This is a genomic window from Rathayibacter caricis DSM 15933 (genome assembly GCF_003044275.1).
GTDB lineage: Bacteria > Actinomycetota > Actinomycetes > Actinomycetales > Microbacteriaceae > Rathayibacter > Rathayibacter caricis.
Genome location: NZ_PZPL01000001.1, coordinates 3740114 through 3766057, shown reverse-complemented (window position 1 = coordinate 3766057; position 25944 = coordinate 3740114). Strand labels below are relative to the sequence as shown.

Genomic DNA, 25944 nt, shown 5'->3' with positions numbered 1-25944 from the left:
CCGCGAGGCGCGACCGCGTTCATTCTGCACGACGGCACCGGACGGCCGGTGAGTGCTCATCCGCCGGCAGGGGGCGCGGTGCCGGGCGACGGCGGAGCGGGCGAGGGCGGCGGCGTCGCGGGCCCTGCGCTCACCTGGAGCACGACGGCGCTCCCCCGGGCGATGCGCGAGCCGGCCGGAGGGCTCGTCTGGGCGACGGTGCCGGCAGGGCGATCGGAGGGCACGCGGACGGGGTCGACGCTCACTCGGAAGCCGAGCTGGCGCAGCCGCTCGGAGGCGGCGGCGGGGCTCTGCCCGGTGACCTCGGGCACGGCCTCCTGAGGCGCCTCCACGAGGGAGCGCTGCGGTGACGGGAACGCCGAGCCGCCGTACTTCGCATCGGCGACGCGCATGATCCGAGGCCAGATCTGATGGCGCACCTGACCCGCGTTCACACCGTTCAGGCGCAGCCCGCGCATGGAGGTCTTGCCGACGACGTTGCCGACCCAGGTCGCCGTGGCGACCTCGGTGCTCGCGCCGACCATCCAGGTGTGCACGGCGTTGTCGGTGGTGCCCGTCTTGCCGATGTGCGGGACGCCGGTGCCGGTCGCGGACGCGCGCCCCGTTCCTCCGGTCATGACCTGCTGCAGGGCGTAGTCGGCCGTGGCCGCGACCGCCTCCGACATCCCCTGCGTGCACTCGGAGGCGGGCGGAGCGACGTCCGCCCCGGTGCGGTCGACGATGCGGTCGATCGCGATCGGGGTGCAGACCGTGCCCTTGTTGGCGAAGCCCGCGAAGGCGGTCGCCATGGTCAGCGGAGCGATCTCGTTGGTGCCGAGGATCGTGGGTGCGAACTTCTGCAGCTCCGTGCCGTCGGCGCGGTGCACGCCCATCGCCAGGGCGGTGTTGCGGATGCCGCAGAGGTCGAGCTGCTCGGCCATCGCGGCGAAGCCCGTGTTGATCGAGCCCTTCGTCGCGTCGAGGACGGAGTAGACGCCTCCGTTGCCGCCCTCGTCGTTCTTGGGGTCCCAGGACTCGCCGTAGTAGATGCCGTCGGGTTCGCAGCTGTCGCGGAAGGTCGTGTACGCGCGGCGCACCCCGTCGACGCTCTCGCCGAGCGAGCGTCCCTCCTGCAGCCACTCCGCGAGGGTGAACACCTTGTAGGTCGATCCCACCTGGAACCCCGACGAGCCTCCGTAGCCGAAGTCGGTGCTGTAGTTGACGCTCGTGTAGTTCGGCCCGGCGACGTCGGGATCGTTCGAGTAGTCCTTGTTCTGCGTCATCGCGAGGATGCGACCGGTGCCCACCTCCACCGAGACGCTCGAGCTGCCGATGTTGATCGATCCCATCGACTTCGGCACCCAGGCGTCGGTCGCCGAGACGGCGGCCTGCTGCAGCTCGCTGTCGAGGGTCGTGTAGATCTGGTACCCGCCGCGCTTGAACGTCGCGTCGCGCTCGTCCCGGCTCGCTCCGAACGCGTCGTCGTTCTTGATGACCCAGGTGACGTAGTCGCAGAAGAACGCGGCGATGCCGGCGGTCTGGCAGCCGGTGCTGGGCTCGGTGACGACGGGGGCGATGGGCGTTCCAGCGGCCTCGGCGATCTGCTCCGGAGTGACCTTCGACTCCTTGTCCATCTGCACGAGGATGTAGTTGCGCCGGTTCAGGGTCTCGGGGTATCCCTCGACGGCGAGGTTGGCCGGGTCGTCGGGACGGTCGAAGCGGAACTTCTCGGGGTTGTTGACGATCGCGATGAGCGCGGCCGACTGCGCCAGGGTGAGGTCGCGGGCGCTCGTGCCGAAGTAGTAGTTCGCGGCGGCCTCGATGCCGTAGACCGTTCCTCCGAACAGCGCGATGTTGAGGTAGCCGAGCAGGATGTCGTTCTTCGGGTACTCCTTCTCGAGGCCGATCGCGAGGCGCATCTCGGCGACCTTGCGCTCCGGAGTCGTCTCGGTCGCCTCGCGGTAGGCGGCGTCGCGCTCGATCGGGTCCGAGAGGGCCTCGGCCTTCTGCACCAGGACGTTCTTCACGTACTGCTGGGTGATCGAGGAGCCGCCCTGCACGCGGCCGCCCATCGCGGTCGTGGCCGCGGCGCGCACGGTGCCGAGGAGGTCGATCCCGCCGTGCTCGTAGAAGCGCGGGTCCTCGGAGGCGACGACGGCGTCCTTCACGAAGGGGGAGATGTCGTCCCAGCCGACCTCGACGCGGTTCTGCGCGTAGAAGGAGGCGAGGAGGACGTCGGCGCCGCTCGCGTCCTTCGCGTAGATGTTGCTCTTCTCGGCGAGGGTGCCGATCTCGAGGTACTCGGGGAGGTTGTCGAACATCTGCACGCCGTTGTTCGCGGCCATGCCGCCCAGCGCGATGGCCGGTGTGATCGACGCGGCCACGAGGATCCCCGCGATCACGCTCATCGCGACCACCCCGATGAGCCCGCCGACGGCGCCTCCGATCGACTTCACGACCCTGGTCCCGCCTGCCCCCGACATAGAATCAGCGTAGTCGCCGCGACCGCACCGGACGCGGCGCACCCCCGCCCGCACCGCCTCGCGGCGGTGCGCCCCGCACTCGAGGAGAGCCATGTCCGTCCCGCGCTGGGAGTACGTCACGACCCCGTTGATGATCCACAACACCACGGCGATCCTGAACACCTGGGGATCCGAGGGCTGGGAGCTGGTGCAGATCGTGACCGGCCCCGAGGGCGGGCTCGTCGCCTACCTCAAGCGCCCCGTCGCCGAGGCCGGCGCGTGAGCGGAGCGGGCATCGCCCAGCGCCTCGCGGAGCTGGGCGTCGAGCTGCCCGCCGTCGCCGCCCCCGCGGGCGCGTACGTCCCGGCGGTCGTGCACGAGCACCTCGTCTTCACCGCGGGGCAGATCCCGTTCGTCGACGGCGTCCTGCCCGCAACGGGCAAGGTCGGCTCCGGTGACGGCCTCGTCGGTCCCGACGAGGCGAAGGCCCTCGCGCGGATCTGCGCGCTCAACGCCCTCGCGGCGGTCGCCGACGCGATCGGATCGCTCGACCGCGTCACCCGCGTCGTCAAGCTGACCGGCTTCGTCGCCTCCGCCACCGGTTTCACCGGGCAGCCGGGAGTGATCAACGGCGCGTCCGAGCTGCTGGGCGACGTCTTCGGCGAAGCGGGCCGCCACGCGCGCTCGGCGGTCGGAGTCGCGGAACTGCCGCTCGGCGCTCCGGTCGAGGTCGAGCTGGTCGTCGCCTTCGCCTAGTGAGTGCGGTGCCCGGGGGAGCCCCCGGGCACCGCACTCACTCCGCGGCGATCGCGGACGAGATGACGGTCATCACCTGCGTGTCGGCGAGCGTCGTCGTGTCGCCGACGGCCCGTCCCTCCGCGACGTCGCGCAGGAGGCGGCGCATGATCTTGCCCGAGCGGGTCTTGGGCAGCTCCTGCACGATCAGGATGCGCTTCGGGCGAGCGATCGCTCCGATGTGCTCGGCGACGTGCGCCTTGAGGGTCGCCACGAGCTCGTCGTGGCCGCCCGCCAGCGACTCCGCCTGGCTCGCCTTCGCGATCACGAACGCGACGACGGCCTGGCCGGTCGCCTCGTCCGCCGCTCCGACGACCGCGGCCTCGGCCACGACAGGGTGCGAGACGAGCGCCGACTCGATCTCGGCGGTCGAGAGCCGGTGTCCCGACACGTTCATCACGTCGTCGACGCGCCCGAGCAGCCAGAGGTCGCCGTCGCGGTCCCGGCGCGCGCCGTCGCCGGCGAAGTACCGGTCGCCGAACTTCGACCAGTAGGTCTCGACGTAGCGCTCGGGATCGCCCCAGATGCCGCGCAGCATCGCGGGCCACGGCTCCGTGATCACGAGCAGGCCGCCCGAGTCCTGGCCGACCGAGCGGCCGGACTCGTCGACGACGTCGATCGAGACGCCGGGCAGCGGCACCTGCGCCGAGCCCGGTTTGAGCGTCGTCACGCCCGGGAGGGGCGACACCATGATCGCCCCGGTCTCGGTCTGCCACCACGTGTCGACGATGGGCGTGCGGCCGCCGCCGATGACGTCGCGGTACCAGACCCACGCCTCCGGGTTGATCGGCTCGCCCACCGATCCGAGCAGCCGGAGGCTCGAGAGGTCGAAGCGCTGCGGGATCTGGCGGCCGAGCTTCATGAACGAGCGGATCGCCGTGGGCGCGGCGTAGAGGATCGTCACGCCGTACTTCTCGACGATCTCCCACCAGCGGCCGGTGTGCGGGGTGTCGGGGGTGCCCTCGTACATCACCTGCGTCGCTCCGTTGGCCAGCGGCCCGTAGACGACGTAGCTGTGCCCGGTGATCCAGCCGACATCGGCTGTCGACCAGTAGACGTCGGTCTCGGGGTGCAGGTCGAACACCGAGCGGTGCGTGTAGGCGACCTGGGTCAGGTAGCCGCCGCTGGTGTGCAGGATGCCCTTGGGCTTCCCGGTGGTGCCGCTCGTGTAGAGGATGAAGAGGGGCTGCTCGGCGGGGAACGCGCGGGCCGTGTGGTCGGCGTCGACCGCGACGATCTCCTCGTGCCACCAGAGGTCGCGGCCGTCGCGCCAATCGACCGTGTTGCCGCCGCGCTGCACGACGAGCACGTGCTCGACCGTGGAGGGGGAGTCGTCCCCGCCGATCGCGAGGGCGGCGTCGACGGCGGGCTTGAGCGGGAAGACCGAGCCCTTGCGCCAGCCGCCGTCGGCGGTGATGACGAGCTTCGCCTCCGCGTCGTCGATGCGCGCCCGCAGGCTCTCGGCGCTGAAGCCGCCGAAGACGACGGAGTGGACCGCACCGATCCGCGCGACGGCGAGCATCGCGACGACCGCCTCCGGGATCATCGGCAGGTAGATCGCGACGCGGTCGCCCGCGTGCACGCCGAGGCTGGTCAGCAGGTTGGCGGCGCGCTTCACCTCGGCGGTGAGCTGCGCGTAGGTGAGGGTGCGGGTGTCGCCGGGCTCGCCCTCCCAGTGGATCGCGACCCGGTCGCCGTGGCCGGCGAGCACGTGGCGGTCGAGGCAGTTGTAGGCGACGTTCAGCTCGCCGTCGTCGAACCACTTCGCGAAGGGCGGGTCGCTCCAGTCGAGGGTCCGCGTGAACGGGCGGTGCCAGTGCAGCAGCTCGCGGCTGCGCGCGGCCCAGAACGCGAGACGGTCGGCGGCCGCCTCGTCGTAGAGGTCGGCGGTGGCGACGGCGTTCTCTGCGAAGTCGGCGGGGGGAGGGAACCGGCGGGTCTCGTGGAGGAGGTTGTCGATGGTCTCGGAACCCGGGATCACGACGTCGTCGGGGGGAGTGGTCATCTGCGATTCGCTCCTTCGCGAGTGCGCCTGCACGGCCGCTGCCGGCCGATCTCGCTCCACCGTAGCGCGCGGGGGAGGCGGGGCCGGGCGTGTGCCGGGGAGGTGTGCCCGGTGGTGGTCGGCGTGCCCCCGAACGGGTCGGAAATCGGGGGTTGGCGTTTCGGCCGCGGTCACGTACTCTTACATACGGCCGAATGAACTTCGGCTCAGCGGCGCATGTGATTCCCCCCAATCCCGCGCCGCCGAGGCGGCACCTGTTCCCCCCAATGGGTGCCGCCCCCTTCTCTTAACGGCCCGTGCAGGACCCCGGGCCGTGTCGCCGCTGGAGCTCGGGCTCGCGGAGGTGGGCCTCTCGGGCTCGTCCGCCTTTCGTTCCTCCCCAGCCCCTCGATCGCGGGCGTCTCCACCGATCCGGGTGCTGCGCCGTCGGCGGGAGTGCGTGCGCGCCTAGCGTGCCCGGATGATCGCCGACTTCGTGCCCCTCGTCCCTGCCGAGTTCCGCAGGGAGCCGCCCGCGGCCCCTGCGCCGGCCCCTCCTCCCGTCCGGCCGGGAGCGGCCGCCCTCGGGCTCCTGGCGCCGTTCGCCGCCGATCCGGCCGTCACCGACCTCTTCGTCAACGGCGGAGCCGGGCTCTGGGTGGACCGCGGCCAGGGGGCGGTGCGCGAGCCGACCTGGTCGCTCGACGCGACGGGTGCGCGGCGTCTGGCCGTGTCCCTCGTCGCCGCGGGCGGCCGGCACGTCGACGAGGCGAGCCCGTGCGTCGACGTGCGGCTGCGGCACGGCGTCCGCGTGCACGTGGTGCTCCCTCCGGTGGCCACGGTGGGGGCCCTGATCTCGGTGCGCGTCCCGAGGGCCGAGGCGTGGAGCCTCGAGCAGCTGCAGGCGGCGGGGATGATGGACGACTCCGGTCGCGCCCTCCTCGGCCGCGCGGTCGCGTCGCGGTGGAACCTGCTCGTCTCGGGGGCGGGCGGCTCCGGGAAGACGACGCTGCTCGGAGCGCTGCTGGGGTGCGCGCCGACGCACGAGCGCATCATCGCGATCGAGGACGTGGGGGAGCTGCGGCCCGCGCATCCGCACGTCGTCTCGCTCGAGTCGCGACAGCCCAACCTCGAGGGGGCGGGCGGCGTCGGACTCGACCGGCTCGTGCGCGAAGCGCTGCGGATGCGGCCGGACCGCCTCGTCCTGGGCGAGTGCCGCGGGGCGGAGCTGCGGGAGCTGCTCTCGGCGCTGAACACCGGCCACGACGGCGGGGCGGGGACGGTGCACGCGAACTCGCTCGCCGACGTGCCGTCGCGGCTCGAGGCGCTCGGTGCGCTCGCCGGGATGGGACCGGACGCCGTCGCGCGCCAGGCGGTGAGTGCGCTCGATCTCGTGCTGCACCTCGAGCGCCGGGGCGGGCGCCGTCGCCTGGCGTCCTGGGGGTGTTTCGCTCTGGACGACTCCGGACGGCTGCGGATCGCCGAGGGGACGCTGCCCGCCCGGGCCCGGTCGGCACCGTGAGGAGCGCGGACGGGCTGGACGAGGTCGCGGCCGTCGTGCACCGGCTGTCGGTCCTGCTCGCTGCGGGGGTGGCTCCCGCCTCCGCGCTGACCCATCTGGCCGAAGCCGACCCCTCGGGTGCGGCGGGCCCACCGGGTGCGGCTCGACGGAGGCGGCTGCTCCGCTCGGTCGCGCTCGAGGCGGCTCGCGGCGGTGATGCGACGGAGGCGCTCCTGCGCGGGGTTCCGGAGTCGCGTCGATCCGGCGTCCGTCGCCGCGGTCGGCGGCTTACCCGGGACGGTGGTGAGGCGACGGCCTGGGCGTCCCTCGCCGCGTGCTGGCGGGTGGCCGCCGACTCCGGGGCTCCGGTGGCTGCTGCGCTGACCGAGCTGGCGGAGTCGATGCGCGAGACGGGGCGGGCGCGCCGCGACATCGACGTGGCGCTCGCGGGACCCGCGGCGACCGGGCGGGTGGTCGGTGTGCTGCCGCTCGTGGCGCTGGGCTTCGGGGTGCTCCTGGGGTTCGACGTGGTCGGGGTGCTCGTGGGCACGGTGCCCGGGCTCGTCTGCCTCGCCGGGGGAGCGGCTCTGATGGTGCTCGCGCAGGCGTGGACCCGCCGTCTGGTGCGCGGAGCGGACCCGGGGGAGGCGGCTCCGGGCCTCGCGCTCGACCTGCTCGCGGTCGCGCTCGCCGGAGGAGGGTCCGTCGACGCGGCCCGAGCGCGCGTGCTGGCGGCGCTGGCCGAGTGCGGACTGCCTCCGGACGCCCGAGCGCTCGAGGCCGCGGAGGCGATCCTCGCGCTGTCGACCGGCGCCGGAGTGCCCGCGGGGCGGCTGCTGCGCAGCGAGGCGGCGCTGGTACGGGTGCGGGCCGCGGGTCGTGCCCGGGAGCGGGCCGCGCGACTCGGGGTGACCCTGATGCTGCCGCTGGGCGTGTGCGTGCTGCCCGCCTTCCTGCTGCTGGGCGTCGCTCCGATGATCGTGTCCGTGCTGCTCTCGACCTTCGACGTCACGCGGTGAGCGGGCTCCTCCCCAGGCGGCATCGAACCGCGCTCTCCACCGATCGGTCGATCGGCTGCGTGCGGGTCGGAGGACCCGGCGATGCTCGTGGTGAGGGGCACAGCACGGGGCGGGAACGGAGCAGGAGAGATGAACGGGTTCGACGGTAGGGGAGCACCGGTGGGCGCGGCGCGGCCGGGGCTGCGCCGGCTCGTGGCGGAGGAGGAGGGATCGGCGACCGCCGAGTACGCGATCGCGACGATGGCCGCGGTCGGCTTCGCGGGTCTGCTGGTGGTGATCCTCAAGGGGGACGAGGTGCGCGGGATCCTGACCGACCTCGTCACCCGCGCGCTGACGTCCGGCGGATGAGGGGCCGCGCCGGCAGGGCGGTGCGGCGAGCGGCGGAGGAGGACGGATCGGCGAGCGCGGAGCTGGCGGTCGTCCTCCCCGCGGTGGTCGTGGTGCTGGCGCTGTGTCTGGGCTCGGTCGCGGCGTCGGCCCAGTACGTGCGGCTGGTGGATGCGACGGCCGACAGCGCCCGGTCCTCCGCTCGGGGAGATGATCCCGCGGGGCCGGTGGCGCGGGTCGACGCGGAGGCGGCGGTCGCGGTGGCGGAGGAGGGGGTCTCGTGTGCGTGAGCGTGGCGGCCCGGCTGCGGCCGCTCCCGGTGCTCGAGGTGCCGGTGGAGGTGCGCTCGTGCGCGCTGGGCGGTGGCCGGTGAAACGTACGGTGGCGGGGCGGCGGGATCGGCTACTAAGGGCGTTCCGCGCCGAGGACGGCTCGGCGGCGACGGCGGTCGTCGGTGTCGTGGCGGGCACGATCCTCGTCACCGCCGCGGTGCTCGCGGGGTGCGGCGGTGTGATCGGGCATCAGCGCGCGGTGGCCGCGGCGGACGCGGCGGCGCTCGCCGCGGCCGACGTCGCCTCCGGGCTGCTGGCCGGGGCGCCGTGCACCGAGGCTCAGCGGGTGGCGGAAGCGGGTTCGGCGACGCTGTCGGAGTGCGCAGTGGAAGGAGGAGTCGCGACCGTCTCGGTCTCGGTCTCCGTCGGTCCGCTCGCGCTGCCCGCGCGGTCGAGGGCCGGTCCGCCGCCCTGATGGACGGGGCGCCGCCCGGGCGACCCGTCAGCCGCCGTCCGGATCAGTCGGAGCTGAGGCGCTGGTACCGGTAGGCGGCGGCCGTGGGCTGCGACCCCGCGCCCTCGTCGTGCTCGAGGGAGCCGGCGAGGAGGTAGACCCAGCGGGAGGAGCCGCGGCCGGTCGGGATCTCGATCCGGGCGGCGGGAGCGCCGTCGTCGCCGTACGGGCGGCGGAGCGTCTTGCCCTCGAGAGGGCCGTCCGCGAGCTTCGCCGTGTACGCGGCGAGCGTGTCGGACGGGCGGAGGGAGGAAGAAGGAGTGTGCGTCGTTGCCATGCACCTCATCATGCGCCGATCGGGCCGCGACGTCACCAGGAGCGGCTCGACGGACCTCCTCGCGTTCGGCGTGCTCAGGGCCCGCTCTCAGCCTCATCCGGCACCCGCGGGGGCCTCGGTCCCCGGACTCGGTGTGTATGGTGTGCCTGTCGGGCGCCCGAGGCCCACGCGAACGGGACACCGTTCCCCGTGCGGCCGCCGCGCACCGCCTCCCCGCAGACGGGGACCCGTCGGACGGCCCGCCCGTCCGACCCGACAGCATCAACCGAGGAGAACTGTGTCCGGCACGAAGAAGCTGGTGATCGTCGAGTCGCCGGCGAAAGCCAAGACCATCGCCCAGTACCTGGGCGACGGGTACGAGGTGCTCGCCTCCGTCGGTCACATCCGCGACCTCATCGAGCCCAAGAACCTCCCGCCCGAGCTCAAGAAGGGCCCGCTGGGCAAGTTCTCGGTCGACGTCGACAACGGCTTCGAGCCCTACTACGTCGTGTCGGACCAGAAGAAGAAGACGGTCGCCGATCTCAAGCGGGCGCTGAAGAACGCCGACGAGCTCTTCCTCGCGACGGATGAGGACCGCGAGGGCGAGGCCATCGCGTGGCACCTCCTCGAGGAGCTCAAGCCCAAGGTCCCCGTGCACCGCATGGTCTTCCACGAGATCACCAAGGACGCGATCCAGAAGGCCAGCCAGAACACCCGCGACATCGACACCTCCCTGGTCGACGCGCAGGAGACCCGCCGGATCCTCGACCGCCTCTACGGCTACGAGATCTCCCCGGTGCTCTGGCGCAAGGTCGGCCCCGGACTCTCGGCCGGTCGCGTGCAGTCGGCCGCCACCCGCCTCGTCGTCGACCGCGAGCGCGAGCGGCTCGCGTTCGTCTCGGCGAGCTACTGGGACCTCGCGACCGTGCTCGCCCCCGAGGCCGACGCCTCGGCGGGCTTCGACGCCCGACTGGCGCGCCTCGACGGCAAGCGCATCGGCAGCGGCCGCGACTTCGACGACCGCGGCGAGCTCAAGAGCGACGTCACCGTGCTCGACGAGACCAGCGCCACCGCACTGGCCACGGCTCTGCGCAACCCGGCGACCCTCGTGCGCGTCACCAACCTCGAGTCCAAGCCCTACTCGCGGCGCCCCGCCGCTCCGTTCACCACGTCGACGCTCCAGCAGGAGGCGGCGCGCAAGCTCCGCTTCTCGGCCCGCCAGACCATGAGCGTGGCGCAGTCGCTGTACGAGAACGGCTTCATCACCTACATGAGGACCGACTCGCCCAACCTGTCGCAGCAGGCGATCACCGCGGCGCGCTCGCAGGCGACCGCGCTCTACGGAGCCGAGACGGTGCCCGACAAGCCGCGCCTCTACTCCGGCAAGAACAAGAACGCGCAGGAGGCGCACGAGGCGATCCGCCCCGCCGGCGAGACCTTCCGCACCCCCGACCAGCTCGCGGGCACCCTCCGCGGCAACGACCACCGCCTCTACGACCTCATCTGGAAGCGCACCGTCGCCTCCCAGATGGCCGACGCCAAGGGCTCGACCGCCACGGTCACCCTCGAGGCGAACCCGGCCGGCGACACCACCCGCAGCGCCGAGTTCACCGCGTCCGGCACGGTCATCACCTTCCGCGGCTTCCTGCTCGCCTACGAGGAGGGCCGCGACGAGGAGCGCCACGGCGCCCGCGACGAGAAGGACGCGAAACTCCCCGTGCTCGAGGTCGGCCAGTCCCTCGTGGTCGCCGAGGTCGAGGCGAAGGGCCACGAGACCTCGCCGCCCCCGCGCTACACGGAGGCGAGCCTCGTCAAGTCGCTCGAAGAGCTGGGGATCGGGCGCCCCTCGACGTACGCGTCGATCATCTCGACCATCGTCGACCGCGGATACGTCACTCCGCGCGGCACGGCGCTCGTGCCCAACTGGATCGCCTTCTCGGTCGTGCGCCTGCTCGAGGACTTCTTCTCGGACCTCGTGGAGTACGACTTCACGGCCGAGATGGAGGGCGACCTCGACCGCATCGCCGGCGGCGAGGAGGACCGGGTCGACTGGCTGAACCGCTTCTACTTCGGCGGCGGCGCGCACCCCGGACTCCGCAACGTCGTCGACAACCTCGGCGAGATCGACGCGAAGAGCATCAACTCCATCCGCATCACCGACGACATCACGCTGCGGATCGGCAAGTACGGCCCGTACCTCGAGGTCGCCGAGGAGGAGGGACAGGAGACGCCGCGCCGCGTCAACCTGCCGCTCGAGCTCGCCCCCGACGAGCTGACTCCCGCCAAGGCGCAGGAGCTCATCGACGCGCCGGTGCAGACCGACCGGGTGCTCGGCAGCAACCCCGACACCGGGAAGACCGTCGTCGTGAAGGACGGGCGCTTCGGCCCGTACGTCACCGAGGTCGATCCCGAGCCCGAGACGGCCGCAGACCCGGCGACGGGCGAGGTCGTCGAGCCCGCCCCCGCCAAGCGCGGGGCGAAGAAGCCCGCGGTCGTCAAGCCGCGCACCTCCTCCCTCTTCAAATCGATGGACGTCGCGACGGTCGACCTGGCCACGGCGCTCCGCCTGCTGGACCTGCCGCGCACGGTCGGCGAGGATCCCGAGACGGGCGAGCCGATCACGGCTCAGAACGGCCGCTACGGCCCGTACCTCAAGAAGGGCACGGACAGCCGCTCGCTCACCAGCGAGGACCAGATCTTCGAGGTCGACCTGCCCACCGCGCTGGAGGTGTTCGCGCAGCCCAAGTACGGAGCGAAGCGGGCGTCGAGCGCGCTGAAGGAGTTCGAGGCGGACCCGGTGAGCGGCAAGCCGATCCGGATCCGCGACGGCCGCTTCGGCGCCTACGTCACCGACGGCGAGACGAACGTCACGATCCCCAAGGGCCAGACGATCGAGGAGATCGACTTCGAGCAGGCCGTGCAGATGCTCGCCGACAAGCGCGCCAAGGGGCCGGTCAAGAAGGCACCCGCGAAGCGCGCACCCGCCAAGAAGCCGGCGGCCAAGACGACGGCGGCCAAGACCACCGCGGCGAAGACGACGGCGGCCAAGACCACGGCGGCCAAGACCACGACGGCGACGACCACCGCCGCCAAGACCACCACCCGCAAGCCGGCCGCGAAGAAGCCCGCGGCCGCATCGGAGGCGACGGGCACCGCGGAGTGACCGGGCTGTTCGTCACCCTCGAGGGCGGGGACGGCGCGGGCAAGACGACGCAGGCCCGGCTGCTCGAGGAGTGGCTGGGCTCGCGGGGCGAGACCGTCGTGCGCACCCGGGAGCCGGGCGGCACGGAGGTGGGGGTGCAGATCCGCGAGATCGTCCTCCACCACCGCGGCGAGATCGACCCGCGCGCCGAGGCCCTGCTCTACGCGGCGGACCGCGCCCAGCACATCGGCACGCTGGTGCGGCCGGCGATCGAGCGCGGCGAGGTGGTGGTCCAGGACCGCTACATCGACTCCTCCGTCGCCTATCAGGGGGCAGGACGCGTGCTCGACGCGGACGAGGTGAGGCGCCTCTCGGAGTGGGCGACCCACGACTTCCGCCCCGATCTCACGGTGCTGCTCGATCTCGATCCGGCGGCGGCCCGCTCGCGCCTGGACGCCGCCCGCACCCGGTTCGATCGGCTCGAGGCCGAGAAGGCGGAGTTCCACGAGAGGGTCCGCGGCGCGTTCCTCGCGATCGCCCGATCCGACCCCGAGCGCTTCCTCGTGCTCGACGCCGCCCTCCCCGTCGAGGAGCTCGCCGCTGCTGTGCGCTCGCGCGTGGAGGAGCTCCTCGAGCGCGACGGCGGTCCTGTCGGTACTCGCGGGTAGCGTGGACGCGTGAACGTCTGGAGCCAGCTCGTCGGCCAGGAGCACGCCATCGGCGCCCTGCGCGACGCCTCCACGCCCCGCTCCGCCTCGGGTGACGAGTCGGCGTCGATGACGCACTCGTGGCTCATCACCGGCCCGCCCGGCTCCGGCCGCTCGAACCTCGCCTACGCGTTCGCCTCGGCGCTGCTGTGCCGGAACGGCGGCTGCGGCGAGTGCCCGGACTGCCGGCAGGTCGCGGCCCGGTCGCACCCCGATCTCTCCGTCCTCGCGACCGAGCGCGTGATCATCTCGATCGAGGAGGTGCGCAAGCTCGTCTCGAGCTCGCAGTACTCGCCGTCCGTCTCGCGCTACCGCGTGATGGTGATCGAGGACGCCGATCGGATGAGCGAGCGCACGTCGAACGTGCTGCTGAAGGCGCTCGAGGAGCCGCCCGAGCGCACGGTCTGGATCCTCTGCGCGCCCAGCGAGGCCGACCTGCTGCCCACCATCCGCTCCCGGGTGCGCTCGGTGCGCCTGCGGGTCCCGAGCGTCGAGGACGTCGCCGGGCTGCTCGAGCGCCGCGACGGGGTCGACTCCGAGACGGCGGAGCGCGCGGCCCGCCAGGCGCAGAGCCACATCGGCATGGCGCACCGCCTCGCCACCGATGCGAACGCGCGTGCGCGGCGCGAGGAGACGCTCCGGATCGCCCTGCGCCTGCGCGGGGTGTCGGACGCCGTGCTGGGGGCCGCCCGCCTGATCGAGGTCGCGACCGACGATGCGAAGGCGATCACCCTCGAGCGCGACGAGGTCGAGCGCGCCCAGGCCCTGCGTTCGCTCGGAGTCGAGCCGGGGGGCACGATCCCGCCGCAGCTGCGCTCGCAGCTGAGGGCCCTCGAGGAGGACCAGAAGCGCCGCGCGACGCGGAGCCTCCGCGACGGTCTGGACCGGATCCTCGTCGACCTTCTCTCGCTCTACCGCGACGTCGTGCGCCTGCAGCTCGGTGCGCCGGGCGGGGTCATCAACGAGGAGGTCCGCGCCGAGATGACCGCGCTCGCCGACGCCACCCGGCCCGAGCGCACCCTCGCGGTGCTCGAGGCCGTCTCGATGGCGCGGCAGCGGATCGACGCCAACGTGTCGCCGGTCCTCGCGCTGGAGGCGATGCTCGTGGTCGCCGCCCGCCGTCCGGTGGCGGCGTGAGGCGCGCGGGGCGCTCGCTCGCCGCAGCCGCCGTGATCGCCGCGTCGGCTCTGCTCGCCGGGTGCTTCGCGCCGACCACGTCCGCGACGTCCACGCCCGCCGCGCAGCCGGTCGAGGCGCCGCTCGAGCCGTACTACGGCCAGGTCCTCGTCTGGGACGACTGCGGCGACGGCGCGCAGTGCACGGAGGCGACGGTCCCGCTCGACTGGGACGAGCCCGCGGGGGAGACGGCGACGATCGCCCTCGTGCGCCACCCGGCCGCCGAGCAGCCGGCGCTCGGCTCCCTGCTGGTGAACCCCGGAGGCCCCGGCGCCTCGGGAGTCGACTTCGTCCGCGACAGCGTCGACTACGCCGTCGACGAGGAGCTCTCGGCCCGCTACGACGTCGTCGGCTTCGACCCGCGGGGCGTCGGCGCCTCGACGGCCGTCACCTGCCTCGACGACGCGGGACTCGACTCCTACCTCTACGACATCATCCCGGGCGAGCGGGGGAGCGACGAGTGGATCGCCGCCCAGCGCACCGCGTCGTCCGCCTTCGCCGACGCCTGCGCCGAGCGCAGCGGCTCCCTGCTCGGCGAGGTCGGGACGCCGAACGCGGCGCGCGACCTCGACGTGCTGCGCGCCGCGCTCGGCGACGAGACGTTGAACTACCTCGGCTACTCCTACGGCACGTTCCTCGGCGCGACGTACGCGGGGCTCTTCCCCGAGCGGGTCGGCCGCCTCGTGCTCGACGGCGCGATCGATCCGTCCGCGACCTCGCTCGACGTGGTGCGCGAGCAGGCGAAGGGGTTCGAGAGCGCCCTGCGCGCCTATCTCGCCGACTGCCTCGGCTCGGCCGACTGCCCCTTCTCCGGCTCCGTCGAGGACGGGATGGATCAGGTGCGGTCGATGCTCGAGCGGGTCGACGCGTCCGGGATCCGCGCGGGCGACGGCCGGGTCCTGGGGGCGAACACGCTCTTCACCGCGATCGTCTACCCGCTCTACGACGCGGGAGCATGGGGCGCCCTCAGCGAGATGCTCGCCGAGGTGCAGTCGGGCACGGCGACGACCGCGTTCCAGTACGCCGACGCGTACAACGGCCGCGACGCCGACGGCGCGTACCGCGACAACGCCACCGAGGCCTTCCTCGCGATCAACTGCGTCGACTACTCCTACACCGGCGATGTGGCCGCGATGCGCGCCGATGCGGCGGCGCTCGAGGAGGCCGCCCCGACGATCGGGCGCTACATGGCGTACGGCGACATCCTCTGCAGCGAGTGGCCCGCCCGGTTCGAGGGCGCGCGGGAGCCCATCGCGGCGGAGGGATCCGCGCCGATCCTCGTGGTGGGCACCACCAACGATCCGGCCACGCCCTACGTGTGGGCCCAGGCCCTCGCCGGCCAGCTCGCCGAGGGGCACCTCCTCACCTACACGGGCGAGGGTCACACCGCCTACAACAAGTCCAACCCGTGCGTGAACGACACGGTCGACGCCTACCTCCTCGAGGGCGTCGTGCCATCGGAGGATCCGCAGTGCTGAGAGAGACAGAGCCGACCGCCCCCCGCCCCGGTCTCCGGGAGCGCAAGCGTCTCGCCACCCGGCGCGCGATCGAGATGGCGGTGCTCCGCCTCGCCGCCGAGCGCGGGCCCGACCGCGTGACCATCGAGGACGTGTCGCGGCAGGCCGACGTCTCGACGCGCACGTTCTTCAACTACTTCGCGTCGAAGGAGGACGCCCTCGTCGGCGGACTCCCGGTGATCACCGACGAGACGGCCGCCGCCTTCGTCGAGGGGGAGGGGCCGGTCCTCGACGCCCTGCAGAGCGTCTTCGTCGCCGCGATGGAGGAGCCGATGGAGGACGACCGCGAGCTGCACCTGCTCCGGCGCGAGCTGTTCCGCGAGCATCCGCAGCTGGTGGGCCTCAAGATCGCCGGCATGCGCGACTTCGAGGTCGCCGTGGAGCAGCTGGTCGCCGACCGCCTCGCCCGCACCGAGCAGGACCCCGACGTCGCACGCAGCCGGGCGCGCATGCTCACGCTCGTCGGGCTCGCGGCGATGCGCCACGCGTGGGTCTGCTGGGCCGACCAGGACGGCCGGGTGGCGCTGCCGGGCCGGGTCGCCGCGTCGTTCGAGGAGCTGCGCTCGGTCCTGGCCTGAGGGGCCATCGGGGGTAGGGAGCCGCGCCGGTCGTGTTCACGACCGGGCTCGCGACCGTATATGCTGTGTACTCGTGTCCGGGGCCCAGGCCCTCGTTCACGCCGCCTTAGCTCAGTCGGCAGAGCGTCTCACTCGTAATGAGAAGGTCGTGGGTTCGATTCCCACAGGCGGCTCCGTTCCCCTCCCTCCACCAGGTCCCCTGGACGGTCCACGACTACCATGTCCTGGATGACCCCGACCCGGACCACTCCGACCCGGACGACTCCGTCCCGCCGCCGGTCGTGGCTGCTCGCGGTGTCCGCGGTCCTCGCCGCGGTCCTGCTCGGGATCGGCGCGTTCAGCGTCGGAGCCGCGCTGGCCGGCGACGAGGAGCGCCCTGCGGCGGCGGTCGCGACGACCACCGCCACTCCGGAACCGACGCCGACGCCCACTCCGTCCGCCCGGCTGACCGTCGCGGACACCGCTGCCGCTCTGCGCACCTGCTCGGTCGCGGACGCGGCGGCGGATCCCCGCCTCGGCTCGATGCAGGCGCGGGTCGTCGACGCGGCGACCGGTCAGGTGCTGTTCGACCGCGGCGGGGAGACCCCCTCGCGCACCGCCAGTGCGCTGAAGATCCTCACGGCCGCCTCCGCGCTGGCCGTCCTCGGCCCCGACACCCGCATCGCGACGACCGTCGTGCGGGGCGAGGCTCCCGGCTCCGTGGTGCTCGTCGGCGGCGGGGACGTCACGCTCAGCCGGCTCCCGACCGGGCAGAGCTCGTTCTACTCCGGCGCGGCCCACCTCGACGATCTCGCAGAGCAGACCCGCAGCGCCTGGGACGCCGATCCGGGGACCGCCGGCACTCCGATCACCTCGGTGGTCCTCGACTCGACGCTCTTCACCGGCGACACCTGGCAGCCGACCTGGAACCGCAAGGAGCAGACCCAGGGCTACATGCCCGAGATCACGGCGCTGCAGGTCGACGGCGATCGAGCCGATCCGACCGCGTCGACCTCGGCGCGCGGCACCGACCCGGTCGGTCGCGCCGGCGCGGCGTTCGCGGACGAGCTTCCCGGGTCGCCGTCGATCAGCACCGGGACCGCTCCGGCCGGCGCCGAGGTCCTCGGGACGGTCGAGTCCGCTCCGGTCCGCGAGCTCGTGCAGCAGATGCTCCTCGTCTCGGACAACGCGATCGCCGAGATGCTGGCGCGGCTCGTCGCGATCCGCACCGGCGCCGGCAGCACCTTCGCCGCCGAGCAGGCCGGCATCCTGCAGGGCCTCGCGGGCTACGGAGTCGACACGACCGGGATCGTGATCGCCGACGGGTCGGGTCTGAGTGACGACAACTCGGTGGCGCCCGCCTCCTTCACCGAGCTCCTGCGCAAGGTGCAGGCGCGCGAGGGCGACCTCGGTGTCGTCCTCGACGGACTGCCGGTCTCGGGCCGCACCGGGTCCCTCGCCTACGCCGACCGGTTCGCGGGTGAGAACGCTGTCGCCGATGGCGCAGTGCTCGCGAAGACCGGCTGGATCGACACCGGCTACACGCTCGCCGGAGTCGTCACCGCCGCCGACGGCACCGTCCTGACCTTCGCCGTGTACGCCCTCGGCGACGTGGCGGACTCGGCGAAGACCGCGATCGACACCCTCGTCACCGGCTTCTACCGCTGCGGCGCCGGGCTCTCCGACTCCTGACCACGCACTCCCCACCCCGCACTCCCGACCCCGCTCCTCCGGAAGGAACCCCATGACCACCGCGCTCCTCATCGTCGACGTGCAGAACGACTTCACCGAGGGCGGCGCGCTCGCGGTGGACGGCGGCGCCCGCGTCGCCGAGGACGTCTCGGCGTACCTCACGGCGAACCCCGAGCGGTACCGGACCGTGCTCGCCTCCCGCGACTGGCACGACGGCGACTCCGACAACGGCGGCCACTTCTCGCCCGAGCCGGACTTCGTCGACAGCTGGCCGGTGCACTGCGTCGCGGGCACCTCCGGCGCCGACTACCACCCCTCGCTCCGGACGGACGCGATCGACGTGCACCTCTGGAAGGGCCAGGGGCGTCCCTCCTACTCCGCGTTCGAGGGAGTCACCGCCGACGGCGACGGCCTGCCCGAGACGCTCGCCCGGCTGGGAGTGACGGAGCTCGACGTCGTGGGTCTCGCGACCGACCACTGCGTCCGGGCGTCGGCGCTCGACGCTCGCGCGGCCGGGCTCGAGGTCCGGGTGCTCGAGGACCTCGTCGCCGGGGTGTCGGCGGAGGCGAGTGCCGCGGCGCTGCGCGAGCTCGCCGAAGCGGGCGTGCGGGTCGAGCAGTCGGTCTGAGGAGGTCCTCCCCGTCGCCTCGAGGAGTACCCTCGATGAGGTGATCCTCCTCCGCGAGTGCCCCGAGCACCGCGATCCGCAGAGAAAGAATGCATTCGTGACTGATTCCGTCGAGACTCCGACTCTCACCGAGGCGTCGCTCCTCGCTCGCACGCCCGCCCGGCTCTTCATCGGAGGCGAGTGGATCGACGCCTCGGGCGGCGGGACGATCGACGTCGAGGACCCCGCGACCGGCCGCGTGATCCGCACCATCGCCGACGCGACGCCGGAGGACGGCCTGCGCGCGCTCGACGCCGCGGTCGAGGCCGGTCCCGCGTGGGCGGCGACCGCGCCCCGGGTGCGCGGCGAGATCCTCCGCCGCGCCTTCGACCTGCTGCAGGAGCGGAAGGACGAGTTCGCCCTGCTGATGACGCTTGAGATGGGCAAGCCGGTCGCGGAGGCGCTGGGCGAGGTCGCCTACGGCGGCGAGTTCCTGCGCTGGTTCAGCGAGGAGGCGGTGCGCATCTCGGGCCGCTACGGCGTGAACCCGGAGGGCACCGGGCGGATGATCGTGTCGCAGCACCCGGTGGGTCCCTGCTACCTGATCACGCCGTGGAACTTCCCGCTCGCGATGGCGACGCGCAAGATCGCGCCGGCGCTCGCGGCGGGCTGCACGGTCGTCGTGAAGCCCGCGGAGCTCACTCCACTGGCCACCCTCGCCTTCGCGGCGCTGCTCGCCGAGGCGGGCGTCCCTGCCGGCGTCGTCAACGTGGTCACCACGTCGAGCGCCGCGGCCGTGTCGGAGCCGATCCTCTCGGATCCGCGCCTGCGGAAGGTGTCGTTCACCGGCTCCACCCCGGTCGGGCAGACCCTGATGCGGCAGGCCGCCGAGAACGTCCTGCGCACCTCGATGGAGCTGGGCGGGAACGCCCCCTTCGTGGTCTTCGAGGACGCCGACCTCGACCGCGCGGTGGACGGTGCGATGCTAGCGAAGTTCCGCAACATCGGACAGGCCTGCACCGCCGCCAACCGCTTCTTCGTGCACGAATCGATCGCCGACGAGTTCGCGACGCGGGTGACCGAGCGGGTCCGCGCCCTGCGCGTGGGCCGCGGCACCGAGGAGGGTGTGGGCATCGGCCCGCTCATCGACGACCGTGCCGTCGCCAAGGCCGACGCGCTCGTGCAGGACGCCGTCGAGCGAGGTGCTCAGGTGCGCGTGGGTGGCCGCGCGGTCGACGGTGCGGGGCACTTCTACGAGCCGACGGTGCTGACGGACGTCGTCCGGGGCAGCGAGCTCCTGCGCACCGAGATCTTCGGGCCGGTGCTCGCGATCGTGCCGTTCCGCGACGAGGAGGAGGCCGTGCGGCTCGCGAACGACACCGAGTTCGGGCTCGTCTCGTACGTCTTCACCCGGGATCTCGCGCGCGGCCAGCGGATGATCGAGCGCCTCCAGACGGGCATGATGGGGCTGAACGTGGGAGTCGTGTCGAACGCCGCCGCTCCGTTCGGCGGCGTCAAGTCGTCCGGGCTGGGCCGCGAGGGCGGGCCGGAGGGCATCGCCGAGTACCTCAGCACGAAGTACACGCTCACCCCCGACCCGTTCGCCTGATCCGTGGCACGGGTCGAGGTCGCCTCCCTGGATGATCCGCGGCTGCGCGACTACGCGCACGCCACGGACGTGGCGCTGAAGAACGCCCGGGGCGCGCAGGGGCTCTACATCGCGGAGTCGGCGCTGGTGCTGGAGCGCGCTCTGCGGGCGGGGCACCGTCCGCGGTCGGTGCTGGCGCTCGGCTCCTCCGCCGACGAGGCGGAGCGTCTGGTCGCGGAGTTCGACGTGCCCGTCTTCACCGGTCCGGGCGAGCTCCTGGCCGAGCTCACGGGCTACGTCCTGCACCGCGGGCTCATCGCGGCGATGGAGCGGCCGGAACTGCCCGATCCGGCGGCGCTGCTGGCCGGGGCTCGGCGCGTGGTCGTGCTCGAGGACGTCGTCGACCCGACCAACGTCGGCGCGATCTTCCGCTCGGTCGGCGCGATCGGAGCGGACGCCGTGCTCGTCACTCCGCGCTGCTCCGACCCCTTCTACCGCCGCGCGATCCGGGTCAGCATGGGCACGGTGCTGCAGGTGCCCTGGACGCGGGTGGGCGGCTGGGACGAGACGGCCGCGCTCCTGCACGGGGCCGGCTTCACGATCGCGGCGATGGCGCTGACGGAGGGGGCGCTGCCGCTGCGCGCGTTCGCCGCCACCGCCCCCGAGAGGGTGGCTCTCGTGCTCGGCACGGAGGGGGAGGGGCTGACCGCGCAGGCGCTGGCGGCCGCCGACGTCGCCGTGCAGATCCCGATGCGGCACGGGATCGACTCGCTCAACGTCGCGGCGGCCAGCGCCGTGGCGATGTGGGCGCTGGCCGATTGAGGCTGAACTCACGGGGTGGCGCCCAGTCCGTCGATGTGCGCCGTGCCCCCTGGGCCCGGCGGCCCTGAGGTACCGTGGCTGCCACTCCTGTCCACCCCGCCCGAACGAGGTCCTCATGCCGCAGACGCCGCGACGGAGACGGACCGCTCCGGTCGGCGCTCTCGTCCCGGCTCTGCTCACGCTGCTCCTGACCGGGTGCATGGCGGATCCCGCCGAGATCCCCGGCGACGCGCAGGAGCCCTCCGCGCCCTCCGCCACCGCGCCGGCGGACGGGGGAGCCGACGGCACTGCTCCGAGCGCCGCCCCCGACGACCCCGAGTCGACCGATGTCGGTGCGGCCGTGGCTCGCCGCATCACCGACTGCCTCGCGCGCTACGGGCTGAGCGAGCGACCCGTGGTGCCGGACGACGTGTCCGAGGAGGAACTGGTCGCCGCCAGGCGACTCATCGAGCAGTACGACCAGACCTTCACGACGTGCACGGCCGAGGCGCTGGCGGCGGCGGCGGCACCCACTCCGTGACGGCGGACGGCTGATGCGCCTCGACTCGCTCTCCGCCCTCGTGGCCGGTGGCGCGTCCGGTCTGGGCGCGGCGACGACGATCGCCCTGCTCGAGGCGGGAGCGCGGGTCGTCGTGCTCGATCTTCCGGACGCCCTGGAGCGGGTGGATCTCCCCGACGCCGTCGTCCGCGTGCCCGGAGACGTCCTCGACTCGGACGCCGTCGCCCGGGCCGTGGCGGCGGCCGGCGATCTCCGGGTGGCCGTGACCTGCGCGGGCATCGCGACTCCGGGCCGGCTGCTCGGCAAGGAGGGCCCGCTCGCGCTCGACGGCATCGAGCGGGTGCTGCGCGTCAACACGGTCGGCACGCTGAACGTGCTGCGGCTCGCGGCGGCGTCGATCGTCGAGCGGGAGCCGATCGACGGGGAGCGCGGGGTGCTCGTGACGACGTCGTCGGTGGCCGCGTTCGACGGCCAGATCGGCCAGGCGGCCTACGCGGCGTCGAAGGGGGCCGTGGCGGCCCTCACCCTGCCGCTCGCGCGCGAACTGGCTGCGTCGCTCATCCGGGTGGTCTCGATCGCGCCGGGGACGTTCGACACGCCCCTGCTCGCCGGGCTCCCCGAGCGCGCTCGGACGACCCTGGGTGCGGCGACCCCGCATCCGGCTCGACTCGGCCGCCCGTCGGAGTTCGCGGCCCTCGTGCGGCACATCGTCGAGAACCCGATGCTCAACGGCGAGGTCGTCCGGCTCGACGGCGCGCTGCGGCTGCCGCCGCGCTGAGCGCGCTGCCGGGCTCAGCCCGTCAGACCAGCAGCTGGTGCTTCGCGAGGTCGCGGTAGAGCGGGGTCGACTCGACGAGCTCGGAGTGCGTGCCGACTCCGACGACCTCGCCCTTCTGCAGCACGACGATGCGATCGGAGTCGACGACGGTCGAGAGACGGTGCGCGATGACCAGGAGCGTGCGGTTCTCGGCGACCGCGTCGATCGCGAGGCGCAGGCGCTGCTCGTTGAGCCCGTCCAGGCTCGACGTCGACTCGTCCAGGAGCAGGATGGGCGGCGCGGCGAGGAGCGCGCGGCCGATCGCGAGACGCTGGCGCTCGCCTCCCGACAGCATCACTCCGCTCTCGCCCACCGGGGCGTCGAGGCCGAGCGGGTTGCGCTCGAGCACGTCGGTGAGGTTCACGGCCTCGAGCACGCGGAGGCAGTCGGCGTCGTCGGCGTCGGGGCGGCCGAGCACGAGGTTCTCGCGGATCGTGCCGGCCAGGACCGGGGCGTCCTGCTCGACGTAGCCGATCTGGGCGCGGAGGGCGTCGCGGTCGACGGCGGTGATGTCGACGCCGCCGAGGCGGACCACTCCGGCCTCGGGGTCGTAGAAGCGCTCGATGAGCGCGAGGATCGTGCTCTTGCCGGCGCCCGAGGGGCCGACGAGGGCGGTGCGCTTGCCGCGCGGGACGGTGAAGGAGACGCCGCGCAGGACGGTGCGGTCGCGCTCCTCCGGAGCCGGATCGGCCCCGTCGGCCGGCACCGACTGCTCGTCGTACGAGAAGACGACGTCCTCGAACGCGATCGCGTCCTCGCCGACTCCGGCGCCGAGACCGCTGACGGAGCCCGCTCCGTCGCCGTCTCCCTCGATGGGGAGGTCGATGATCTCCTGGATGCGGCCGAGAGCGCCGAGCGCCGAGTTGACCGAGGTGATCGCGCCGATGAAGTTGCCCAGCGGCATCACCATCATGAAGAGGAACAGGATGAACGAGACCAGCTGCGCGATGTCGATCGATCCGGAGGCGACGCGGTAGCCGCCGACGCCGAGGACCGCGAGGAACGCGACCTGCATGGCGATCCCGGCGACGGGCACCACCAGGGCGGAGACGTGGGCGACGCGGATGCCGAGGCGGTAGGCCTCGGTCGCGTGGCCCTCGACCACGGCGATCTCGCGCTCGGTCGCACCGGCCGCGCGGATGGTCCGGACGGCGCTGATCGCGCGCTCGACGGCCGCGGCGAGGTCGCCGACCTTCTCCTGCGCCTTGCGGCTCGCGACGCGGATGCCGCGGCCGAGGGTCAGCGCGAGCCCGAGTGCGGCGGCGACGACCACCACGATGATGACCAGCAGCACCCAGTCGATGATCGCCATCGCGATGATCGCGCCGACGAAGACGAGCGAGCCCGCGATCGAGTCGACGAGGCCCTGGGTGAGCACGGCGCGCAGCAGGGTGGAGTCGGAGCCGACGCGCGAGACGAGGTCGCCGGTGCGGCGCGCGTCGAACTCGCGGATGGGGAGGCGCAGGAGGCGTGCGACCAGGCGGCGGCGGCTCGAGAGCACGATGCCCTCACCGGTGCGCTGGAGCAGGTAGTGGGCGAAGCCCGAGATGAGTCCGGAGGCGACGACGAGGGCGACGAGAGCCCACACGAGCGGGCCGAGGTCGAGTCCCTCCTGCACGCGGGTGATGACCTGGCCGACGACGAGAGGCTGCGCGAGGCTGGCGGCCGCGCCGAACAGGCTCAGCACGACGACGACCGAGAGGATCCCGCGGTGCTCGAGGAGGTAGGGGACGAGCTGCGAGAAGGAGGCGCGGGGCCCGTCGTCGGCTGCGCGTCCGCCGCGTCGTCCTCGTGCGCTCCGGGTGCTGCTGCTCATCGATCGTCCGTTCCCGCTCATGCCCTGCCGTACTTCTTGTGGACCGCCTGACGGCTCACCTCCAGGCACAGCGCGATCAGCTGCCACGACGCACCTGCGTTGCGCGCCCGCCGGACGGCGATCGCCTCGGTCCGGTCGAGCTCACCGCGGAGGCGGTGGATCGCCCGGAGTGCCGTGAGCGGATCGTCCGCGGCCGCGTCGCCCGCGAGGGTCGCGATCGTGCCGTCGTCCATTGTGCCTCCTCGTCGCTGCGAGCCCGCCGTCGGTCCGGAGAGCGGTGCGTCAACCTCGATTGACGACGCTACGCGCGAGGTGCCTGTCGTGTCAACATTCGTTGACGAGGGGAAGTGCCGGAAACACCTTCGGCCCGCCGGGGATCCGACGGGCCGAAGGGGGGAGTGCTGCCGCCGACTACGAGACGTTGTCGGTGTACGAGAGGTGCTGGGTCTCCTTGGACAGGATCAGCGCGATGAGCGTCAGGACGCCCGCTGCACTGAGGTAGAGGCCCACGAGCACCGGGCTGCCGCCGGCCGCCTGCCAGAGCGCGACCGCGATGATCGGCGCCACGGCCGCTCCGAGGATCGACGCGAGGTTGTACGACATCGCCGAGCCGGTGTAGCGGACGTTGGTCGGGAACAGCTCGGGCAGGACCGCGCCCATCGGACCGAAGGTCAGACCCATCAGCGTGAAGCCGAGGATCAGCACGGCCATCACGCCGACGAAGCCGCCGCCGAAGAGGGGCACGAAGAGCAGGCCGAACACGATGATCGCCGAGGTGACCGTGATGAGCAGCTTCCGGCGACCGAACTTCTCGGCCAGCGGGCCGGAGACGAGCGTGAAGATCCCGAAGAAGACGACGCCGACGATCAGCATGATCAGGAAGTCGTTGCGGGTGTATCCGAGGCCGGCGACCGGTCCGTCGGTCGCGGCGGTGCCGTAGGTCAGCGTGAACGTGGTCATCAGGTAGAAGAGCACGTAGGTCGCGAGCATGATGAACGTGCCCAGGATGAGCGGACGCCAGCTGGTCACGAAGACGCGCGCGAGGGGGAGCTTCGCGACCTCGCCCTTCTCGACGACCTTCTGGAACGCGGGGGTCTCGACGAGCTTGAAGCGCACGTAGAGGCCGATGATCACGAGGACGGCGCTCGCCAGGAACGGCACGCGCCAGCCCCAGGCGGCGAAGGTCTCGTCGTCCATGGACGTGGCGAGCACGAGGAACAAGACGTTCGCGACGATGAAGCCGATCGGGGCGCCGAGCTGCGGGAAGGTGCCGTAGATGGCGCGCTTGTTCGCGGGGGCGTTCTCGGTGGCGAGCAGAGCCGCTCCGGACCACTCGCCACCGAGGCCGAGGCCCTGGCAGAAGCGCATCACGACGAGCAGGAACGGCGCGAGGAACTCCCAGCCGGGCGTGAGCGCGGTGGGGAGGCAGCCGATCAGGAAGGTCGCGATGCCCATGGTGAGCAGGGAGGCGACGAGGGTGCCCTTGCGGCCGACGCGGTCGCCGAAGTGGCCGAAGATGATCGAGCCGATCGGGCGCGCGATGAACGCGACTCCGAAGACGGCGAAGGAGGCGAGCAGCGCGGTCGCCGGGTCCTCGTTCACGAAGAAGAGCGTGGGGAAGACCAGGACGGCGGCGGTCGCGTAGGCGTAGAAGTCGTAGAACTCGATCGACGTGCCGATGAGGCTCGCGAGGATGACGCGGCCGCGGGAGTTCTGCGGGGCGGAGGGAGCGTCGGCGGTGGCGGGTGCGTGAGACATGGGAGGGGAGTTGCTCCGGTAGGCGGGGTTCCCCGTGCCGGCGGGCGAGGCGTCGATCGGGCGTCGCGGACCTGGGGGCGGTGGGGGTGGAGGAGTCGGGCCGCTCGTGACGGCCCGACCACTTTACTCCGTGTTCA

Annotated in this window: 24 protein-coding genes and 1 tRNA gene; 19 read left to right on the top strand and 6 right to left on the bottom strand. The window is 72.8% G+C overall.

Annotated elements, in window-relative coordinates:
• Positions 1 to 56: 56 nt before the first annotated feature.
• Positions 57 to 2462, bottom strand: coding sequence for a penicillin-binding protein (locus tag C1I63_RS17575; protein WP_170116409.1), 2406 nt, complete (start codon positions 2460 to 2462; stop codon positions 57 to 59).
• Between the two features lie 91 nt (positions 2463 to 2553).
• On the opposite strand from C1I63_RS17575, the gene sp36 reads away from it, so the two are divergent.
• A complete protein-coding gene (sp36, locus tag C1I63_RS19860; protein WP_165759626.1) occupies positions 2554 to 2724 on the top strand; it encodes a Sp36 family protein in 171 nt (56 codons plus the stop codon).
• Positions 2721 to 3197: a RidA family protein gene (locus C1I63_RS17570; protein WP_107575605.1), complete on the top strand. Its 477-nt coding sequence runs from the start codon at positions 2721 to 2723 to the stop codon at positions 3195 to 3197. The genes sp36 and C1I63_RS17570 overlap by 4 nt, the downstream gene beginning before the upstream one ends.
• Before the next feature lie 37 nt (positions 3198 to 3234).
• Here C1I63_RS17570 and acs read toward each other — a convergent pair whose 3' ends face one another.
• Positions 3235 to 5241 (bottom strand): acetate--CoA ligase, encoded by a 2007-nt coding sequence (acs, locus tag C1I63_RS17565; protein ID WP_107575604.1) that lies wholly within the window; start codon positions 5239 to 5241, stop codon positions 3235 to 3237.
• Positions 5242 to 5701: 460 nt separating this feature from the next.
• Between acs and C1I63_RS17560 the strand changes: the two genes are divergently transcribed.
• The 5 genes from C1I63_RS17560 (at position 5702) to C1I63_RS17540 (ending at position 8814) form a co-directional block, all read left to right on the top strand.
• Positions 5702 to 6742 (top strand): TadA family conjugal transfer-associated ATPase, encoded by a 1041-nt coding sequence (locus C1I63_RS17560; RefSeq protein ID WP_107575603.1) that lies wholly within the window; start codon positions 5702 to 5704, stop codon positions 6740 to 6742.
• Positions 6739 to 7740 carry a type II secretion system F family protein gene (locus tag C1I63_RS17555; RefSeq protein WP_244907153.1) on the top strand — a complete coding sequence of 334 codons (1002 nt, stop codon included), beginning with the start codon at positions 6739 to 6741 and terminating at the stop codon, positions 7738 to 7740. Before C1I63_RS17560 ends, C1I63_RS17555 begins: the two co-directional genes overlap by 4 nt.
• Before the next feature lie 129 nt (positions 7741 to 7869).
• Positions 7870 to 8088: a DUF4244 domain-containing protein gene (locus tag C1I63_RS17550; protein WP_107575602.1), complete on the top strand. Its 219-nt coding sequence runs from the start codon at positions 7870 to 7872 to the stop codon at positions 8086 to 8088.
• On the top strand, positions 8085 to 8357 hold the full coding sequence (locus C1I63_RS17545; protein ID WP_107575601.1) for a hypothetical protein: 273 nt from the start codon (positions 8085 to 8087) through the stop codon (positions 8355 to 8357). Before C1I63_RS17550 ends, C1I63_RS17545 begins: the two co-directional genes overlap by 4 nt.
• A gap of 79 nt (positions 8358 to 8436) precedes the next feature.
• Positions 8437 to 8814, top strand: coding sequence for an Rv3654c family TadE-like protein (locus C1I63_RS17540; protein WP_244907151.1), 378 nt, complete (start codon positions 8437 to 8439; stop codon positions 8812 to 8814).
• A 43-nt stretch (positions 8815 to 8857) separates the two neighbouring features.
• Here the strand turns inward: C1I63_RS17540 and C1I63_RS17535 are convergent, their stop codons facing one another.
• Entirely contained in the window at positions 8858 to 9130 is a 273-nt protein-coding gene (locus tag C1I63_RS17535) for a hypothetical protein (RefSeq protein ID WP_107575599.1), read from the bottom strand.
• A gap of 277 nt (positions 9131 to 9407) precedes the next feature.
• On the opposite strand from C1I63_RS17535, the gene topA reads away from it, so the two are divergent.
• The 12 genes from topA (at position 9408) to C1I63_RS17475 (ending at position 22194) form a co-directional block, all read left to right on the top strand.
• On the top strand, positions 9408 to 12272 hold the full coding sequence (topA, locus tag C1I63_RS17530) for a type I DNA topoisomerase (protein ID WP_107575598.1): 2865 nt from the start codon (positions 9408 to 9410) through the stop codon (positions 12270 to 12272).
• On the top strand, positions 12269 to 12919 hold the full coding sequence (gene tmk, locus C1I63_RS17525; RefSeq protein ID WP_107575597.1) for a dTMP kinase: 651 nt from the start codon (positions 12269 to 12271) through the stop codon (positions 12917 to 12919). Before topA ends, tmk begins: the two co-directional genes overlap by 4 nt.
• 9 nt (positions 12920 to 12928) lie before the next feature.
• A complete protein-coding gene (locus tag C1I63_RS17520; RefSeq protein ID WP_107575596.1) occupies positions 12929 to 14095 on the top strand; it encodes a DNA polymerase III subunit delta' in 1167 nt (388 codons plus the stop codon).
• Positions 14092 to 15612 carry an alpha/beta hydrolase gene (locus tag C1I63_RS17515; RefSeq protein ID WP_107575595.1) on the top strand — a complete coding sequence of 507 codons (1521 nt, stop codon included), beginning with the start codon at positions 14092 to 14094 and terminating at the stop codon, positions 15610 to 15612. The genes C1I63_RS17520 and C1I63_RS17515 overlap by 4 nt, the downstream gene beginning before the upstream one ends.
• A complete protein-coding gene (locus tag C1I63_RS17510) occupies positions 15606 to 16229 on the top strand; it encodes a TetR/AcrR family transcriptional regulator (RefSeq protein WP_055791298.1) in 624 nt (207 codons plus the stop codon). Before C1I63_RS17515 ends, C1I63_RS17510 begins: the two co-directional genes overlap by 7 nt.
• A gap of 100 nt (positions 16230 to 16329) precedes the next feature.
• Positions 16330 to 16402: transfer RNA gene (locus C1I63_RS17505), tRNA-Thr, on the top strand.
• Positions 16403 to 16457: 55 nt separating this feature from the next.
• Positions 16458 to 17900 carry a D-alanyl-D-alanine carboxypeptidase/D-alanyl-D-alanine endopeptidase gene (gene dacB / locus C1I63_RS17500; RefSeq protein WP_244907149.1) on the top strand — a complete coding sequence of 481 codons (1443 nt, stop codon included), beginning with the start codon at positions 16458 to 16460 and terminating at the stop codon, positions 17898 to 17900.
• 52 nt (positions 17901 to 17952) lie between these two features.
• Positions 17953 to 18528, top strand: a complete 576-nt coding sequence (locus C1I63_RS17495; protein ID WP_107575594.1) for an isochorismatase family protein — start codon at positions 17953 to 17955, stop codon at positions 18526 to 18528.
• A 97-nt stretch (positions 18529 to 18625) separates the two neighbouring features.
• A complete protein-coding gene (locus C1I63_RS17490) occupies positions 18626 to 20116 on the top strand; it encodes an NAD-dependent succinate-semialdehyde dehydrogenase (RefSeq protein ID WP_107575943.1) in 1491 nt (496 codons plus the stop codon).
• 3 nt (positions 20117 to 20119) lie between these two features.
• Positions 20120 to 20917, top strand: coding sequence for a TrmH family RNA methyltransferase (locus C1I63_RS17485; RefSeq protein WP_107575593.1), 798 nt, complete (start codon positions 20120 to 20122; stop codon positions 20915 to 20917).
• A gap of 115 nt (positions 20918 to 21032) precedes the next feature.
• Positions 21033 to 21437 carry a hypothetical protein gene (locus C1I63_RS17480; RefSeq protein WP_107575592.1) on the top strand — a complete coding sequence of 135 codons (405 nt, stop codon included), beginning with the start codon at positions 21033 to 21035 and terminating at the stop codon, positions 21435 to 21437.
• 13 nt (positions 21438 to 21450) lie between these two features.
• Positions 21451 to 22194, top strand: a complete 744-nt coding sequence (locus tag C1I63_RS17475; RefSeq protein WP_107575591.1) for an SDR family NAD(P)-dependent oxidoreductase — start codon at positions 21451 to 21453, stop codon at positions 22192 to 22194.
• Positions 22195 to 22216: 22 nt separating this feature from the next.
• On the opposite strand, the gene C1I63_RS17470 is transcribed toward C1I63_RS17475, so the two are convergent.
• From C1I63_RS17470 to C1I63_RS17460, 3 genes are all read right to left on the bottom strand, one after another.
• A complete protein-coding gene (locus tag C1I63_RS17470; RefSeq protein WP_107575590.1) occupies positions 22217 to 24049 on the bottom strand; it encodes an ABC transporter ATP-binding protein in 1833 nt (610 codons plus the stop codon).
• 17 nt (positions 24050 to 24066) lie between these two features.
• Positions 24067 to 24282, bottom strand: a complete 216-nt coding sequence (locus C1I63_RS17465; RefSeq protein WP_107575589.1) for a hypothetical protein — start codon at positions 24280 to 24282, stop codon at positions 24067 to 24069.
• A 178-nt stretch (positions 24283 to 24460) separates the two neighbouring features.
• Entirely contained in the window at positions 24461 to 25807 is a 1347-nt protein-coding gene (locus C1I63_RS17460; protein ID WP_107575588.1) for an MFS transporter, read from the bottom strand.
• Positions 25808 to 25944: the final 137 nt, after the last annotated feature.